The 16902-nt window shown below is 59.7% G+C and carries 10 protein-coding genes and 2 pseudogenes; 3 read left to right on the forward strand and 9 right to left on the reverse strand.

Annotated features, from left to right (window positions below; translation table 11 throughout):
* Positions 1-459: 459 nt before the first annotated feature.
* The gene (locus tag Spa11_RS09945) at positions 460-2370 is read left to right on the forward strand and encodes an acyl-CoA dehydrogenase family protein (RefSeq protein WP_145111551.1); all 1911 of its coding nucleotides are present in this window, start codon (positions 460-462) and stop codon (positions 2368-2370) included.
* Between the two features lie 211 nt (positions 2371-2581).
* Here Spa11_RS09945 and Spa11_RS09950 read toward each other — a convergent pair whose 3' ends face one another.
* Complete coding sequence (locus Spa11_RS09950; RefSeq protein ID WP_315851348.1) at positions 2582-3967, reverse strand: tetratricopeptide repeat protein; 1386 nt, start codon at positions 3965-3967, stop codon at positions 2582-2584.
* 150 nt (positions 3968-4117) lie between these two features.
* Positions 4118-4444 (reverse strand): annotated as a pseudogene (locus Spa11_RS23450) (DUF4365 domain-containing protein); the annotation flags it as partial.
* Positions 4445-4776: 332 nt separating this feature from the next.
* Between Spa11_RS23450 and avs2 the strand changes: the two are divergent.
* Positions 4777-9285, forward strand: coding sequence for an AVAST type 2 anti-phage system protein Avs2 (gene avs2, locus Spa11_RS09955; RefSeq protein ID WP_145111557.1), 4509 nt, complete (start codon positions 4777-4779; stop codon positions 9283-9285).
* Positions 9286-9625: 340 nt separating this feature from the next.
* Here avs2 and Spa11_RS09960 read toward each other — a convergent pair whose 3' ends face one another.
* The 5 genes and pseudogenes from Spa11_RS09960 to Spa11_RS09975 form a co-directional block, all read right to left on the reverse strand.
* A complete protein-coding gene (locus Spa11_RS09960) occupies positions 9626-9805 on the reverse strand; it encodes a hypothetical protein (RefSeq protein ID WP_231933230.1) in 180 nt (59 codons plus the stop codon).
* A 45-nt stretch (positions 9806-9850) separates the two neighbouring features.
* A pseudogene (locus tag Spa11_RS23615) lies at positions 9851-9904 on the reverse strand (Fic family protein); the annotation flags it as partial.
* A gap of 713 nt (positions 9905-10617) precedes the next feature.
* The gene (locus Spa11_RS09965) at positions 10618-11655 is read right to left on the reverse strand and encodes a 5-methylcytosine restriction system specificity protein McrC (RefSeq protein ID WP_145111560.1); all 1038 of its coding nucleotides are present in this window, start codon (positions 11653-11655) and stop codon (positions 10618-10620) included.
* A complete protein-coding gene (locus Spa11_RS09970) occupies positions 11655-13712 on the reverse strand; it encodes an AAA family ATPase (protein ID WP_197529876.1) in 2058 nt (685 codons plus the stop codon). The genes Spa11_RS09965 and Spa11_RS09970 overlap by 1 nt, the downstream gene beginning before the upstream one ends.
* Before the next feature lie 311 nt (positions 13713-14023).
* On the reverse strand, positions 14024-15142 hold the full coding sequence (locus Spa11_RS09975) for a Fic family protein (RefSeq protein WP_145111567.1): 1119 nt from the start codon (positions 15140-15142) through the stop codon (positions 14024-14026).
* A gap of 641 nt (positions 15143-15783) precedes the next feature.
* Here Spa11_RS09975 and Spa11_RS09980 point away from each other — a divergent pair.
* Complete coding sequence (locus Spa11_RS09980; protein ID WP_145111570.1) at positions 15784-16056, forward strand: hypothetical protein; 273 nt, start codon at positions 15784-15786, stop codon at positions 16054-16056.
* 56 nt (positions 16057-16112) lie between these two features.
* On the opposite strand, the gene Spa11_RS09985 is transcribed toward Spa11_RS09980, so the two are convergent.
* Positions 16113-16448, reverse strand: coding sequence for a DUF1580 domain-containing protein (locus tag Spa11_RS09985; protein WP_145111573.1), 336 nt, complete (start codon positions 16446-16448; stop codon positions 16113-16115).
* Positions 16449-16505: 57 nt separating this feature from the next.
* Positions 16506-16901 (reverse strand): hypothetical protein, encoded by a 396-nt coding sequence (locus tag Spa11_RS09990; RefSeq protein WP_145111576.1) that lies wholly within the window; start codon positions 16899-16901, stop codon positions 16506-16508.
* Position 16902 lies beyond the last annotated feature (1 nt).

Raw genomic sequence — 16902 nt, forward strand, 5'->3', positions numbered from 1 at the left:
TCAAAGCCGCGTTAGTCGGCCCTTCATCAATCCCCGCGAGTCTGTCGCGGCCGTTGTCCTTGTGCCCTGCGGACCCGGAGACCGAGACGTCGCCACTCCGTTGAAGCCCGGCGTCCGTAGTACGGCGACCTCGCCGCGACGGGCGCCTGTGAGCCGCTGAAACCGCGACATGTCCATGGCAATCTCTGTCGTGGCAGGCAGCGATTTATCGTAGGTCTCATCATCGATTCATGTCGATTCATGTCTCGCCGCGCGTCTCGCGGGTTTGCGTTCTACCTTTCTTAAGACCACCCACGGCGGCCGCTTGTAGGTGAGTCGTTGGCGTACAAGATTCTCAATTTACTTCCCACTTGAACGAGACGCCGGTGACAGCCGTCTGTCAACCGTGCAGGTGAAACGCGCTCCGCAAGTACCCGCTACAATGACTATGTTTTCGACGCTTCATTCCGAGGATGAGCTATGCGGTTAAAGCTTTGCGGAGGTGTAGGCCTGCTACTAATCGCTTTGGCGTGCTTGCCTGCGAACGCCCAGACAGACCTGGGCGGCGGGAACAGTGAGGCGGCGCTTCTCTCGCTGCAGGACCGACAGCGACGCGGTGACGACGCGTTCGTCCTCCAAAGCGATCTGAATGCCGTAATACGGCAAGGCGGCGGCGGGGCATGTGCGAGCGCGGCGGCGATCGACGCGGTACAGGCGCTAAGACTCATGGCGGGGCTGGAGCCGATTGAGAACCCGCACCGGGCAGCACTGGAAGCATTTGCAGTTCAAGATGAGTTACTGAACGGCCGGGTGACAAACGAGCAGCTGATCAGGCTGCTGCAAGGCTACGCCAAGAAGCATTTGCGTGGCTGGGAGCTTCGCGTCGAAGTGGCGTCCACGCCGCATCGGCCTTTCTCACCTCAAGCGGAGCCATGGGCCACAGACGAGGCGCCAGACCTGACGCTTGAGCCCGGCACGCTCAAAATTGTCACCTACAACGTTACCACGAGCGAAGGTGAGTTGCTCGGTCGTCACTTCGTTCTGCTGAAGAGCGTCGATGGCGACACGCTCTACGCAGTCGATCCGCAAAGTCCGCTACGCAGCACAAGCTTCACCTTAGAGCCTCGCGACACTGGGAAGTGGGGTAATCGGATTTTCCTGATCCCACCGGCGAAGGCAAACGCGACCAGTACGAACGAACTCGACACCGTCTTCACGCTCTTGATGCGGAAGTCGGAAGCGACGGTAGGCGCCCCCGCTACGTTGGAACAATTCAGGGCGAGCATCGACCGAACCGCCTATGCGCTCCGTGAGGAGGGGAATCTCCGTTCGCCGCGTGAATGGCGAAAGCGGAGCGCCGCGTTCGGCCTCCCTGGGCTTGACCTGCCGGAAGAGCTGGGCGGCTCGGCATGGCCGCCCTCAAAAATGCTGGAAGTCTTTATCCACGCCGGACGGCACAACCTCAATTCTCGCGACGTGGTCGGCGGCGCTCACGTCCGCCCACTACTGGTAAGCCAGGACGAACGCGTACGCGGTATTGTGAAGCAGGTCGCCCGAGGCGAAGGCTACATGGCCATCACCATGACCGAGCCGCACGCGGGCAGCGACTACTACGCCATCAAGAGCACCGCCCGGCAAGTGGATGGCGGGTACCTGCTTTCCGGCGAGAAGCGTTACGTCGCAAGACTGGAGCAAGCGACCCACGTCATTATCTTCACGCAGCCGGCCAACGGTCTAAAGAAGGGGCTCAGCGCGTTCGTGCTGCCGATCGACGCCCCGGGCCTAGAGCGATACTCTTTCGAAGCCCACGGTCTGAAGGGCAACTCCTTCGGAGGATTGCGGTTCAAGGATATCCGCGTGGAGAACTGGCAAATGCTCGGGGGCAACGGAGAGGGCAGTCGCCTCTTCATTGAGCATTTCCGCTGCTGGCGGCTAATGCAGGTTGCCGCGGCCTTGGGAACTGCCGAGCAGGCGCTCGAACAGATGGCAGAGCGGCTCACGACCCGCGAAGCCTACGGAGGTCCCATAGGCCGCTTTACGCACCTTCAGCAGCAGCTCGGTCAGCGTACTACCGAGTTACGAATGGCTAAGGCGTTAGCCAGGGAAGCTGCAGAAATGCTCGACCGCGGCGATGGCGAAGCGGCCGATCCGCTGATCAACGGCCTGAAGGCTGAGGGCGTAGAGATCGCCTTAGCGGCAGTTGACGCGGCGACGCGAGCGTTCGGCGCGGAAGGCTACTCCGGCAACGTCGATCTCGGCGAAAGGTTACAGGACCTCAACGGCCTGCGGATTGCGGACGGAACGACGGATGTCATGCGAATGGACGTGGTGCGGCGGTCTTACCAAAACGGCAAGGAATTGTGGGACTTGGCGGTCAAGCGAAAGCCGTGACTGGACGTCGAAGCACTGCAGAAGGCTCCGAGTAGCGAGATTCCGCCCTTAGATCCTGCCCCTCCGATTACGTAATCGCACGCAGAGATCAACGGACTTGGAGAAGACCTCGGCGTGTCGGGCCGACGCAGATTCGAATCGAATCGAAACCGCAGTGGCTTGGTCACCTCAGCGATTTTGACTCGTAGGTAAAACACGCATCCGGACTGAGTCATAGAGTTCCGTTTGCGGCACTTGATAGCATTCTCCGGACCTTCTCACTCAAGGGATGTGAAGGCCATTTCTCAATCGCTTCGGTCCACAACTGAATCGCTTTCTTTCTTGATCCATAATTCCAGCAAACGCCACCGAGGTTGAACATCGCGAGCTCGTAGTCGGGGTCTAACTCGGTAGCTTTCTGATAAGAAGCTATGCAGCCATCTGTGTCGCCAACTCCTTCTTGAGCGACGGCGACTTGGAACCAACTCGTCGCCTCCGGCTGGTGCTTTGTCGCCTGCTCTTGAAGGATAGGCAATGCTTCATCGAATCGATCTAGATGGTTCAGGGCCGCTCCTAAGCAATAGCCATAACGGTTTGGCTCAAGGTTGTATGCTTTGCGGTAGTGCTCTTCGGCTCTTTGCCAATCGCCGTCCGTTTGAGCCCAATGGCCCACGCGGTCCCACAGGTGAGCAGCGTTGGCGTCATTGGGTTCTAGGTATTCCATCACTTCTTTTAGGAAGCGATCGTAGTCGATCGACACCGGTTGCCCATGCATTTTCGAATGCGCTAAGCAGAGCAAGCGTTCCTTCTGAGCACGCCTGTCCGTAGGTCTCTTTTTTAGATACGCTTGCCAGAACGTAATTGCCCGCGGTACCGATGAGTCGTCAGTCCGGGCGTAGTTGTAGACTTGCAGCGCGCACCGTTCGAGTATCCAAGGGTGTCTCTCACTATGCGGCAGAATGAACGCTATGTCGTCGTACGCCTTGTCCATCATGCCAAGCTTGAAGTAAATCTCGATACGATGTCCTCTCGTCGCTATGATCGAATCAATGTCATCGACTGCCCATATCACTTGATCGTAGTGGCCTAGAGCCTTCTCTAAGTTGCCGGAAGTGCGTTCCGAATAGGCCAGCGCCATGCGGGCTTCTAGCAGATCAGGCGTAAGTTCAATCGCGTTTTCGTAGCATCGCTTGGCCTCGGCGAGGTCTCCCTGCTTCTCTAGGGCGGTTCCATAATTCTTCCAGCATTGCGCCAGCAACTCAGAGTCTTCTTCGCCACCTTTTCGGATCGCGTCCGTATACAGCTTTTTCGCGACTTCGGTTTCTCCCAAAGCGCTGTGAGCATTCGCGAGGCAATAGAGCACATCGCAGCAGTCGTCCGATCCCGACGCTCTAATGAACTGGATGCCGGCGAGAACACGATCACGATTAAAGTGGCTTCCGCGCATGCCGAGATTGATCTCGGCCAAATAGGCAAAGACCAGCCCAGGTTCGTCCGGCCCCAGGCAAGCTCGCAATTGCTCAAATGACTTGGATATGACGGCGTCTTGCCCTTTGTCGTATAGCCCTTTCAGCACAGCAAAGGCTTCCTTTCGTGACTCTGGCACGCTTATCGGCATTACGCCAATAACGACCGCTTCGGGAAACCTTTCTGAGGGCGTCGCTGCCCATGCCAGCCGCTCGTCACGGTTTGCTGACACTCCTGCAAGCGTTTGTGCATGAAGACTGGATTGAAAATCTGCGTCGAAAGGAGCGTAGAAGCGAACCGTCAAGCTGTCCTGCGTACGCCACTCCACCCCAGCGTGTTCGGCTTCCCGGAATACGTCCATGGTCGTGCGTGCAAGGAGCCTGCCAGTCGGGGCGTGGTAGCAGACGTAGATTGAATGCGGCTGATTCAGAAGGTAGTTCAGGTTGGTGCGAGGGACGGAGATGCTGATCGAGCCGTCAAGGTTTGCCTTCTTGTTGGTTCCCTTTAGTTGCACGTGCACACGGGAGTTGGTCATTCGCCCTTCACGGCTGGCCTCGATTTGGAAGTCCGTTCCATAGTCTTTCCGATCTCGTTGCTGTGTTAAGAACAGCCCGGTCGTCGCTACCGCGTTCTCGAACGCTTGCTACGCTTCCGTTTCAAGTTCGTGGTTGCTGTCCCGGGCTGGAAGGTCATTGATCGACACTGGTCTGCTTGGCGGCTTGAGTTGAAGGGTGATCGTTTCGAAGGGCAGCCAACTCTCGATCATTGCGTCAGATATCCGACCATCCCACCGCAGGCCTGACAGGTGACTGTCACTGGTGGTCGATCTGGGTCGCGCCGACGAAGGTTCGTGCGTTAGCACCTCGGCTGGCCATCTTAATCCGGACGGGGTGTCTTCTTCGACCCGATGGATTTAGGTATCTCTACTAGCGTTCGATTCAGGTGAAGGGAATCTCCGCGATGCAATGGAACCAGCTACGTGCCCCGCAAGAACATTCGTTCGAGGAGCTTTGCTGCCAACTGGCCGCTTGTGAGCCGGTAGCCGATGGAGCTCGCTTTATCCGTAACGGAACCCCAGACGCGGGCGTCGAGTGCTATTGGCGCCTCGCCACCGGCGACGAATGGTGCTGGCAGGCCAAATGGTTTCTCAGTTCCCTGGGTAGCAGCCAGTGGAACCAGCTAAGCAGTTCGTTCCAGACGGCGTTTGAGAAGCACCCAAGGCTCCGACGGTACTACGTTTGCCTGCCGCAGGATTTTTCTGACGCCCGTGGCCAGGGGAAGAAATCGGCACAAACTAAGTGGGAGGCGTGGGTAAAAAAATGGACGACTTACGCTGAGAAGCAAGGGCGTCAGATTCAGTTCGAACTATGGGGCTCTCACCAGTTGACGGCGCGGCTCACCCAGCCAAGCGCCCGCGGCGCTCATTGGTACTGGTTCAATGCTACGGTGATGACGCCGGCGTGGTTCGCTAAGCTTGCCGAGCAGAGCGTCGCCAACGCCCACGACCGATACACGCCATGGCTCAACGTCGATACGCAGACAAAAGTCAGTCTTGAAGTTGGCAAGAGGTCGGAGCCGTTCTGGCAAGGGCTTTCGGATAGCCTACGAGACTTGCGGACGACTGAACCATCTGGGAGCCATATTGGGGAGCATCCATCTATTGACGTAGCCTACGAGCAGCTGCGTAGCGTGTTCCAACGCCTCGTCGACTCATTGAGCGAGTGGACGCTAGCGCAGCATGAAGGAGATACCTGGACACAGATCGGAAACGTCTCGCTAGACGATTGGGAACAGATTGTGTCCGAGACACTCGATGCCATCGACACTTGTCGCTCCAGCTTAAGTGAAGCTGAGGAGAAGCAACAGGCGGAACAGGGAGCGTCGCAACGCCCCGAAACGCACGGCAATCCATTCCGCGACGCAGCACACCGTTTGAGCAAGTTTGGTACTGCCGTATACGGCTTTCGCAACTTTGTCATCAATGCCGAACGTTGCGGCGTCAACAGTACGAATCACCTGTTGGTTGGAGAAGCTGGCCAAGGTAAGACACATCTCTTGTGCGACTTGCTTCTAAGGGATATCCAGCAGGGCCGACCTGCAATTCTCTTCCTCGGAGAGCAATTCAACAACTCCGACCCCTGGGGACAGATGATCTCTTTGGCCGGATTGAACTGTGACCGAGAGCAGTTCCTCGGCGCCTTGCAAGCAGCCGCTCAAGCGAGTGGCAAGCCGGCAATTCTCTACTTCGACGCTTTGAACGAGGGTGAAGGGCTGCGTCTTTGGAAGAAGCACTTGGCCGGCCTAGCGGCTGAGATCGAGCTTTGGGATTGGCTCCAGTTGTGCTTGTCGGTACGAGACGTTTACGAGGGACAAGTGGTCCCTGACGAGGTCGCCAAACGATGCTGTCGGATCGAGCACGAAGGCTTTTCCGAGAACACATATGCCGCAGCGAGCCACTTCTTCGCTGTGTTTGGAATCGAACCCTCAGCGCCGCTCCTGGAGCCCGAGTTTGACAACCCGCTGTTTCTCAAGCTGTTTTGCAAAGGCATCCGCGACTCGGGTCAGACACGCGTCCCTACCGGTCTCCGCGGGGTATCAGAGGTTTTTGGCTTCCTCGTCGATGCGTTGGACCGGAAGCTCTCGCAGCCCGACTGCCTCGACTACGACGCAAAGGATCGCGTCGTGCGCCAAGCGGTTGATCGCTTGGCCGACAAGATGGTAGAGCTTGGTGACGACCACGTTCCCAAGGCGGTTGCTAGGCAGCTGCTTGACGACTTGCTGCCACGTGTCGGGCACAGCAATTCACTCCTTGGCCGGCTGTCGGCGGAATCGTTGCTGACGGTGACGACCGACTGGCAGGCGTGGAACTCTGAGTCACCGGAAGAGGTGGTGCGATTTGCTTATCAGCGAATGTCAGACCATTTCTTCGTGCAGCGGGTCCTCACTAACTATGTCGATCGGCACGAACCGGAAGTTGCCTTTCGCGAAGGCGGGCATTTGGACGAATACGTCAGCGAGGACGACGCTTGCTGGGACCACGGTGGCATCATTGAGGCGTTGGCGATTCAGCTGCCGGAGCACTGCGGTCGGGAGTTGCCCAATCTTGCTCCTCAGGTCGCGACGAATGACATTGTGCAGACCGCGATGCTCGAAAGCCTCGTTTGGCGAAACGCCAACGCTTTTAGCGATGAGAGCTTTGACTACATCAACGGTACGTTGATGGCGAGCCGCCAAGGCGACGTTTTCAACGCGATGGTTTCGCTCGCACCAATTCCCGGCCATCCTCTGAACGCGGACCGGCTCCATCGCGTGCTTGCTTCGATGCCGATGCCTGATCGAGATGCGCAGTGGTCGCTGTTCCTGAATGGCGAATGGGGCGAGAAGCGAGCCGTTGAGCGGCTGATCGACTGGGCACAGAATCGCGGCGCCGCACTCGCCTTTGGGAATGAAGTGGTCCGTTTGGCCGCCGTTGCCTTGACGTGGTTTTTGACCTCCTCGGACCGGCGGTTACGAGACAGGGCGACGAAAGGTCTTGTGCGACTGTTCTCGTGCCGGCTTGCGTTACTGAAGCCGCTCATTGAGCACTTCGCGGATGTCGATGATGACTACGTCACCGAAAGGCTGATGGCCGTCACATTCGGGGCCGGCTCTCGCAGCACTGCGAATGAGGACCTTTGGGGCTTGGCTCGCTATCTCTACGAGCGAGTCTTTGCGGACGGGGAGCCGCCTGTCCACATACTCATCCGCGATTATGCTCGCCAAACGGTCGAGCTGGCGCTCCTTCGCGGAGCTGACTTCGAAGTTAACCTGAGTCTTCTCCGACCGCCCTACAACAGTCGTTGGCCCGAGGACTCTGAGATTCCTTCCCGTGAAGAGGTCGCCAAACTCTCGGGAACATCGTTCCACGCCCACATCTACAGCGACTACGGCAACTTTGCGAAATATGTGACCGACTTCAGCGAATGGTGCAATACGCCCCTCGATGGTTCAAAGCCAAGGCTCCCTAAGCGTGAACAACAGGAATTCCAGGCGTCTTTAACGAGCAGGCAAGCCGATAGTTTCGCGTTCTTGCTCCGAGTTCACAGGAACTACCGGCGCATACAGCGGCGGAGGTCCACCACGGAAGCGGATTTCCGCCAAGAATCGCGAGCAGAGAAGCGATTTGAAGCAGCACTGGAAACGTTCCTTGCCACGCTTCGCCTCGGCAGTAAAAAGCGACTACGGTTTGAAGCCTATTTGGCTGACTACTTTGAAGCCCCGTGGGACTTTGATCACGCGAGAAAGATCAACTATCAGGCCGCGCGCCGGTGGATGGTGAAGCGGGTCGCAGAACTTGGCTGGACGGCGAAGCGGTTCCAGTTGTTCGATCAGGATTTTCGCACTGACATCGAAGCGGTTAACTCGCGCGAAAGCATCGGGAAAAAGTACTGCTGGATTGCCCTCTACGAAATGCAGGCGCGATGCGCAGACACGTACCAAAGAAAGGATCAGAACTTTGATAATGGCGGTGTCTGCGAGGGGCCGTGGGAGATCGGCTATTGTCGCGACATCGACCCCTCCTTGCTGGTTGCTTCGACCGGACGGCAGGTCTATCAGAACTTCACCCGGACGTGGTGGTTCGATGTCCCCTTCGATGCTTGGCAATCGCCCGTCGACGATGTCGAGTGGTTGGAAACGACCGGTAACCTACCTGATCCGAAGGACCTTTTGACGGTTGTCGGCCCAGACGGAGTGCGTTGGGTGACGCTTGACGGATATTACGAGTGGGAGCAGCCGACTCGCCCTGGCTATCGCCACTGGGAATTGCCTACGCGTCACGTCTGGTACCAAGTGCGGGGGTACTTCGTCCGGAAAGCAGACCTTCCAAACTTGCTTGAATGGTCGAAAACGAAGAAATGGGAGGCGGACGCGATGCCAAGTCGCGACAACTGGAACTACAGCGTCTTCCTTGGCGAGATCTACTGGGGTCGTTCTTATGCCTACTCGGCCTGGGAAGAAGATCAGGACGAACGCTGGACTCGAGGCAGCTTCGATTCCTGCCCGGTGCCAGTCATTATTGCGACCTCTCGCTACCAACAGGAGCATACAGCGTCGGACTGTGCGCTAGACGATGGAGTCTACTTCGATTTGCCGTGCAAGTACCTCGTTGATCAACTGGGTCTATCGACGGGTGGGGAAGATGGGCACTGGTACGACAAGGACGGCCTGCTAGTGGCTTTCGACCCGTCAGTTACCAACGAAGGGGCTTCGACACTGCTGTTCCGAGAGGACAGCCTTCACCGTATTCTTCGGGAAGGAGACCTTGTGCTTTTCTGGGCGCTGAGCGGCAAGCGGGGACGGTCGGGAGGCCCTGACCCCCATACGGAATACCTCGGGCATACGTCGATCCGTGGGGTCTATCTTCTTCAAGATGAGCAGCTGACAGGTAGCTATGACACGACCTTCCATACGCGGGGCTCAGGATCGTGATTATGCGAGCTAGAAGGTTCTTCTGCGGTCGCGATCTGCACAGGTCGTAAACTTCTCGGGAGTTTCGAGGTCGCACTCGTTCTGCCGAGCCGCCCCGGACTGAGGGGTCGACAGTCGCTGATGTTCTCGCGCGAGGCCATTCGGTAGCTGGTGCTGCGGCCGCGGGCGGGGTTCTGGATCAGGGCGGCCCACTCTACGAGATCGCGGGTGTCGGGCAGCGCGGTGTTGGCCGAGCATTTCGTCACCTTCGCGTACTTCACCGGGCTCAAAAGCCTTCAAAGCCATCCAGCATCCGGTTGAAGACGGAACGTTGCCGTTCGTTGACCGGTCGGCCTTGTAGTCACCGACAGATGCGTGCTTTGTTGAGGACGGGGGCCAGTAGGTCGTCGCTGCTGTCGATTGCGCGGCCGAGGCAGCCTAAGAACCAAGCCAGCCACTTCGTGACGTCGAGCTCGCCGCGCCGCGCGATTTCGAGCTGCAAGTAGGAGTCCTTGCACTGGTCCTCAATCTGAGACGACATGCTGTAGAAGCGGTCCTTCGCGCCGTCGGTGCAGGCGAGCGACAGGTGGGCAATGGCGCGGGCGATCCGGCCGTTGCCGTCCCCGAAGGGGTGGATAGCGAGCCAGAAGGACGCCTGGGCCGCACGTTGTCCGGCCGCAACGGCTCATCGCGATGTAAGGCGGCACAGGTCTTCGAACCGTTCCCGGACTGCTGCCTGATGCTGCTTTAAGTTGAGGAGGCTGACTGAGGACGTGGCCTGGCCGGTCGACCGGTCATCGGCACATCGACAGGGCAGCGCAGCGGTAAGGATCGACTGACTCCTGCCGGCCGCTCGCGATAGCGCGTGCAAGATCGCCATCTGAAACATTGAAAGAAGCGACTGATAGAGCAATAGCAACAACTGACCCGTCCGCGCGTTGCGTGACGGCGGCATGCGGATCGCCATCTTCTACTACGAGCCCAAGCAGAAGGGGACCGGCCCCGCTACTCTGGCAAAGGGACGCAGAGCTACCGCGACGCCCAGGAGGAGTGGCACAGCACGGAGTGCCTGCCGGGGACCGCGTTCCTCCACGCGGCGCTGCCTATGGAGAAGGCCTACGACGCCGAGCTGGTGCAGGGGGCGGCGGACAAGAGCGACGCGGCTGAGCCGATCGCGTAGGGACTTTGCCTCTTATCCGAATGCCGCGTCTGCCTACCTCCGCTTTTTCGACGCCTCTCCTACTTTGCACCGCACCCAATCTATCGATGTCGGCTCCATGCCAAGGGGCGGGTCGGCATGAAGTCTCTCATCCACGACGCTGTCTACAAGTACTGAGCTATCGCAGGACAGCTCTAACTCAGGAGACGCAACAGCCCGTTGTGGATGTCTGACCATGGCCGGTCGAGGTCGATGCTCTTGATACCAATCCGGTGACCGAGCAACTCAAAATCTAAGTCGAGCTGGTGATTCACCGCAGGGTAGAGCAAGATCCCCTCAACTGTTGCCCACCCCTGATCACGGGACTTGTTCTGCAGATATGCCGTGAGCTGATAGAGGTGCGAGGAATGCAAGCGGTACCGATCATTTCTAGAGACCAGGGCGTGCTTGTAATACTTGCAGTCGAGGATCGTCTTGCGATCTGGTCGATTAAGGGTCACGTCGGTTTCCATGATTGGCAGTACAGCTCCCACCTCTTCCTCCCACTCGCCATCCCAAACAATCTGCATAGCGCTAACCTTCGCATCACGACAATGCCGCACTGCGAACTGTCGGACAAAGTTCTCGAACAGCTGGTGCATGACTGTTTCGTCTTCGAGGATGTTCTTGAAGCGGCGCCCGCCCGCCTGCTCGGAAGGAAGGTGGACGTCGTGCAGTAGCCGGCAGACGTGCATCAATAAGCGGTAGTGCCGGTTATTGCGGTGCAGCTGGAACCGACGGAAAAGCCGTGACTCGATCCGCACCGGCTCAACGTCGTGTAAGAGACGCAGAGAGTAACGGATGAGCTGCCGGTTCTCGACGGTGAGCTGCGAGCCGGACGCGAGAAGTCGCTCGCAAGTGCTCTTCAGGATCCGGTTGGGAAGCGTGTTGGCGGTTAGTTCGTCGAACTCGCAGATCATCCTGCCGGAGACGTGCGTCATCCGGCGATGGCTCTCCAGCACTTCGACCCGCCCGCGTAGCTTCGCGGTCGTTTCCCGAACGGCGTGGTAGTGCTTATCGATGCCGCGCGTCGCTAATCTGCGAACGCCATTGCCCAGCAGCATCGCCAGCAGGTTGTGGATATCCGGGCACTGGGTCGGATCGATGTCGCACTCTTCACCGCCGTGGAAGTGGTCCCACGCGTAGGCGAGTAGGTAGTAGATGTTCTGGATCGGAATCTTTGAGACGCTCATTACTCGAGGACCTCGAGCGCCAACCTCAAAAGTTTGGGATCGTCGCAGTAATACTCTTCAAGTAGAGGCTTAATCTCATAGGAGAGGACATTCCTTAACCATGCTTCGTCGGTAGGCTCTCCGTCCGTGCGGCAGAAGAAGCTATGGCCGATGCGGTAGCCGCGGCCAAGGTTCGCCTCGTCCGACGCGATCATCTCGTTGAGTCGCTTCATCCTCTCCCGAACGTCGGAGATCAGCTCGGGGGACGCGCCGGCTCTTACGAGAACTTGCCCAAAGGTATCCGATCCAAACCCCGGGTCGAGTTCCACGAACGTGAACCGACGCCTGAGCGCGTAGTCCACCATCGAGAGCGAGCGGTCCGCGGTGTTCATTGTCCCGATCAGGTGGACATTCGGCGGGACGTAGAACGTGGCGTCGCGGTCCGACGAGTAGCTCAGCGGGATTGCGAAGTCCGACGAGCGTTTGTCGGGCTCGATCAGCATCATCAACTCGCCGAAGACCTTCGAGAGGTTGCCGCGGTTGATCTCGTCGATGACGAAGACGAAATCCATGTCGGGCTTCGCTAGCGCCGCGTCGACGAAGTTATGAAAGGTCCCCTTCTCCAGCTTGAAGTGCCCCTCCCCGCTCGGTTTGAAGCCCTGGACAAAGTCCTCATAAGTCAGCGACTGGTGGAACTGGACCATTTGGACGCGGGACTCGTCCTTCTCGCCCATCAGCAAGTACGCAAGACGCTTGGCGACGAACGTCTTTCCAGTCCCTGGGGCGCCTTGTAGGACGAGGTTCTTCTTGCGGCGGAGGAGTTCGACGCATGTTTCCACCAGCTCGGCGCTCATGAACAAATCGTCCATCGCGTCGGACATGCCGTAGGGGGCGTGCGTAGGCTTTGCAGGCGATGGCTTTGGCGGTTCAGTGGCGATGCTTTCCGACTCAAGCCCTGGCACGTCTCCGTACTGCTGGGCCAGTTGGCTAAGGTACTTCGTTTTGGGAGTCATCCGCGTGATCGTCTTCAGCGGGAGCTGGACCCCTGTCGGCATCGTCTTTTCGACGCCGCTCTTCCAATCAATCTTTCGGAGGTTGTGGTAAGGCTCCTGGCTGTCGTCGTGCTCGTAATCGCCGGTGACGATCCCCCAGCCGCAGGTCTTCCAGAGGCCATGCTTAGCGAAAACGATATCCCCTGGCTTCATCTCACGGGAGAATGCCCAAAGCATTTGGGCCACATGAACTGGGCCTGAGTCTTCGAGGACCTTAGGGAGATACTCGGCCATCGCCTCCTTTGAGTCGTAGTCTCGAAGGTCGCCCATCGCGTTCCAGCCGATCGCCCCGATCCCCTCGGCGTACCAGTTGTCCCAGAGCCTTGCCCCCTCGCCCGGCGCCAGCAGCCAGTAGGAGCGGACCCTATCGTCGGAAAGATCGGCCTGGTCGGCGTTCGGTGACACGCTTGCGTTGGGTTCCGGAGAAGCCTTCCCTTTAAGCGTGTTGAGATGCGCCTGAAGGGAGAATTCGCACGTCGATTTGTCCGATCGATCCCTCACCTCACGCAGCCAGGCGAGATACGTCTTTCCGTCTTCGGGAACACTCATTACGCCAAGCGACCGCGCGTAGCTACGGTTCTTGCTGTCCGCGGCGATCCAGAAATCGGGACGGCTCCAAAACATCCCCATTGTCAGCGACGCGACGCCGACTTGTAGGAGCTGGCGGCAGGCATCGAATAACTCGGTGTCCATTTGCTCGACAGAATCAATCTTTTGGCAGTGCTTATAGAACCGCCAGAGCGTCGCCACGTGGTTGTGCTCACGCTTCTTCTTGTAGGGCATGAACCAGCTGTTCTGGGGGTTCATGACCGGTAGGGCGTCGAAGTCGGTCGGCAGATCGGACCGCAGCCCCCACGCTTCTTTCAGCGCCGAGAGGATCGACCGCCGGTTGTCATCGCTGGTGCCGCGATTGAAGTTGACGAAGAACGTAAAAGGGTCGATCTCCGTCAGCTGGAACCGGGCGTCATCGACGTCTTTGTCAGTGACGCCCGATGGCTTGAGACCGGCGTCAATCCAGTCCGCCATCAGAGCGACCAACTCTCCTTGTCGATCTTCAAACCCGCATAGAGCCTCAGCAATCTCCACGTACAACGGCTTCCAGGAAAACATCCGCAGGTCTCGCTATCTCAGAGGGGATGAGAGTGGGCGTCCCGTCGCTCAGGCGTGAGGCAACTCCCGTTGGCGGGACGCCTTCGTCTGCGCGTCAGCGTGTGTGATCGTCTATTATGACAGACGGACGGCTCGCTCACACTTGCAGTACGAGGGGCATTTGCGACCGCTGCAACACGCCCGCGGTTTCAAGAACGTCCTGCGAACACCTATCGGCAAGCCGAGCCTCACTCGACAATCGCCTCCGGCGGCGCCATCCGGTAGCTGGTGCTGCGGCCGCGGCCGGGGTTCGCCACGAGGACGCCCCGCTCCAGCAGCTCGCGGATGTCACGCAAAGCCGTGTCGCTGGAGCATTTCGCCAGCTTCGCGTACTTCGCCGTGCTCAAGTAGCCGTCAAAGCCATCGAGCAGCCGGTTGATAACGGTGCGTTGGCGCTCGTTGACCGAGCGGGATTGTAGCCGCTGCCAGACACGGGCCTTGTTGAGGACTCCTGCCAATCGTTCGTCGCTGCTATCGATCGCGCGGCCGAGGCAGCCCAGGAACCAAGCCAGCCAGGACGTGACATCGAGCTCGCCGCGCTGCGCCAGTTCGAGCTGTCGGTAGTAGTCCTTGCGCTCGGCCTCGATCTGAGACGACATGCTGTAGAAGCGGTCCTTTGAACCATCGGCGCGGGCGAGCGACATGTCGGCAATCGCGCGTGCGATGCGCCCGTTGCCGTCCTCGAAGGGGTGGATGGTGACGAACCAGAAGTGAGCCATCGCGGCCTTCAGAACCGGGTCGGTCGCTGACCTCCCGTTGAACCACGCGAGGAACTGTTCCATCTCCTCTGGTAGGCGGTCCGCTACTGGCGCCTGAAAGTGAACCTTCTCTTTCCCTATCGCCCCCGAAACGACCCGCATCGGACCATCGGCGTCGGTCCGCCACTGGGCGACCTCGATCTTATGGATGCCGCTGTGGGCCGTCGGGAAGAGAGCGGCGTGCCAGCCATAGAGGCGCTTGGCGGTGAGCGGCTCATCGAAACGCTGCGTGGCGTCGAGCATCATCTCCACGACGCCGTCCACGCTACGGCTGGGCAGCGGCAAGCCGGCGGCGTCGAGCCCCAGCCGGCGGGCGATCGACGAGCGGACCTCGTGCGGGTCGAGCCGCTCCCCTTCGATCGCCGAGGAGTTCACGACATCGGCCGTGAGCACAACGAGGCTCGCCTCGCTCCGCAGGTCGAAGCCGAGCGTCTCCATCTTGCCTAGCAGCCGGCCCTGTTGGCAGCGGACCGCCGCCAGCGGGGCCGCTAGCTCGTCGTTGTCCCAGGTCAGCTGGGGCCAGCCGGTTTGTTCATGGATATATGCCATCTATTCGCCGCATCTCCTGCGGTGATTATAGCACGGATTCGCCGCACGGCGCAAGCTCGGGCGGACGGGGTACCCCGCAGGGCCTGCGAAAACCGGGGATTCCGCGGGCCGGATGACGGACTCCCACCGCGGCGGCCCTCTCGCCGTGGCGGTCGCTGCCCTCGCCGGGCGGTTCGCAGCGGATGGGGGGTAAGGGCGGAATTGCTCTTCAGACGACACGGCTCTCGCTATCCGGGGGTCTCTGTCGGCCATAACTCCACTTCCTGGCAGCGGCGCTGCTCCGCGCCGGACCCGTCACCCGCGGTTGCTCCCCGCAGGTATTCCGCGCTCCGCGGCAGAAGGGCGTGAAAGGGGCGACGCGGCTGGTCGAGCCCCTTCGTTCGCGATCTCGTCCAGTGGGCCTTACGGTGCGCGAGTGGTCTACGGGGAGGCGATTGGACATGGCGCCTTCTGCTTTCAAGTCAGGTTGACTAGCGCGATCCTGTCCCCCGCAGCGGACGCATCAAACGCCAAAAACAATCTCACGAGACGCTCGCGCTTGAGATTCTTTTGTGGTCCCTCCGGGCAGACGTTGGACACGCCCGCTTCGCGGTGGACCCAAGGGGATGCGTAGGTCAACTAACCATGAAAGGAGTAAGACCATGACAAACCAAAACCCTACCCCTAACGAACCCGTCGCCCGTCTCAAGGACGGCCTCTTGCAGATCGCCATCTGGAAGAACCAGAGCGAGAACGGACGCCCCTTCTACTCGACCTCGGCCCTGCAGCGGAGCTACAAGGACGACGCCGGCAGCTACCAAGAGACGACTTCTCTGAGCGGGACCCAGCTCCTGCAGGCCCAGAGGCTCTACGCCTTGGCCTACGAGAAGGTCCGCGAGCTCGAAGAAGCCGACTACCTAGCGAGCAAGGAGTAACCCCTCCCCTCGTATCCCCAAGAGCCGCCCGGAGACGGGCGGCTCTTTCTGGCGCGTCAGCGTTGCCGGCGGTCGAGCGGTGAGCGCCGCGTGTCGGCCGGCTTCCGCGGGTTGGTGAGGCCGCGCTCGGAGAGCGTGGCGCGGATGCGGGCCAGCCGGCGGGCCTCGATCAGCTCCGCCGGGCTGGTGCCCATGAACCGCTGTAGCGCCTCTAGGCTGGTGTAACGCACGCCCCCGAGCATGGCGGAGTCGAGCACCTTGACGCGGGCGCCCTTGAGCACCCAGCGGTAGACGGTCGACATGTGCAGCCGCTTGCCGTGGCGGGCGGGCAAGAGCGTTGGGACTTCGCTGATGGCGACCAGTTGCTCGCCGTCGAGGGTGGGCTTGTTCATGGGTCGGCTCTCGCAAGTTAGGTGAGGAAGGGCGATAGGAAGAAGGGTTTTTTTGGGTTACTCGTAGCCGGTGAGCGTCTCGACGGTGATCTTGTCGATCGACGGGCTCGCCTCGGGGCGGTCGAACGTGCGGGGGCCCAGCTCGGTGAAGGATTTGATCTTGCCCGCGGCGATCAACTCGGCGAGCTCGGTGAGGTGGCGGCCGCTGATCGAGATCAACAGCTTCTCCATCCCCAGCAATCCCAGCTGCACGAGGCCCGCGTCACGCACGCGGATCTCTCGCAGGTCGCAGTAGGCGTAGCTGGTGGCCCCGCCGTGGCAGAAGCGGACCTGGAACATCACCGGCGCCCCCTCGGTCGGCATCGTCTTCTGCCAGGGGGCGGCGCCGACGCCACCCATCACGGCGTGCCCGCTCGCTTGGTTCTCGTTGGACGGAAACGGCAGACTGCCCATG

This window comes from Botrimarina mediterranea (genome assembly GCF_007753265.1).
Classification (GTDB): domain Bacteria; phylum Planctomycetota; class Planctomycetia; order Pirellulales; family Lacipirellulaceae; genus Botrimarina; species Botrimarina mediterranea.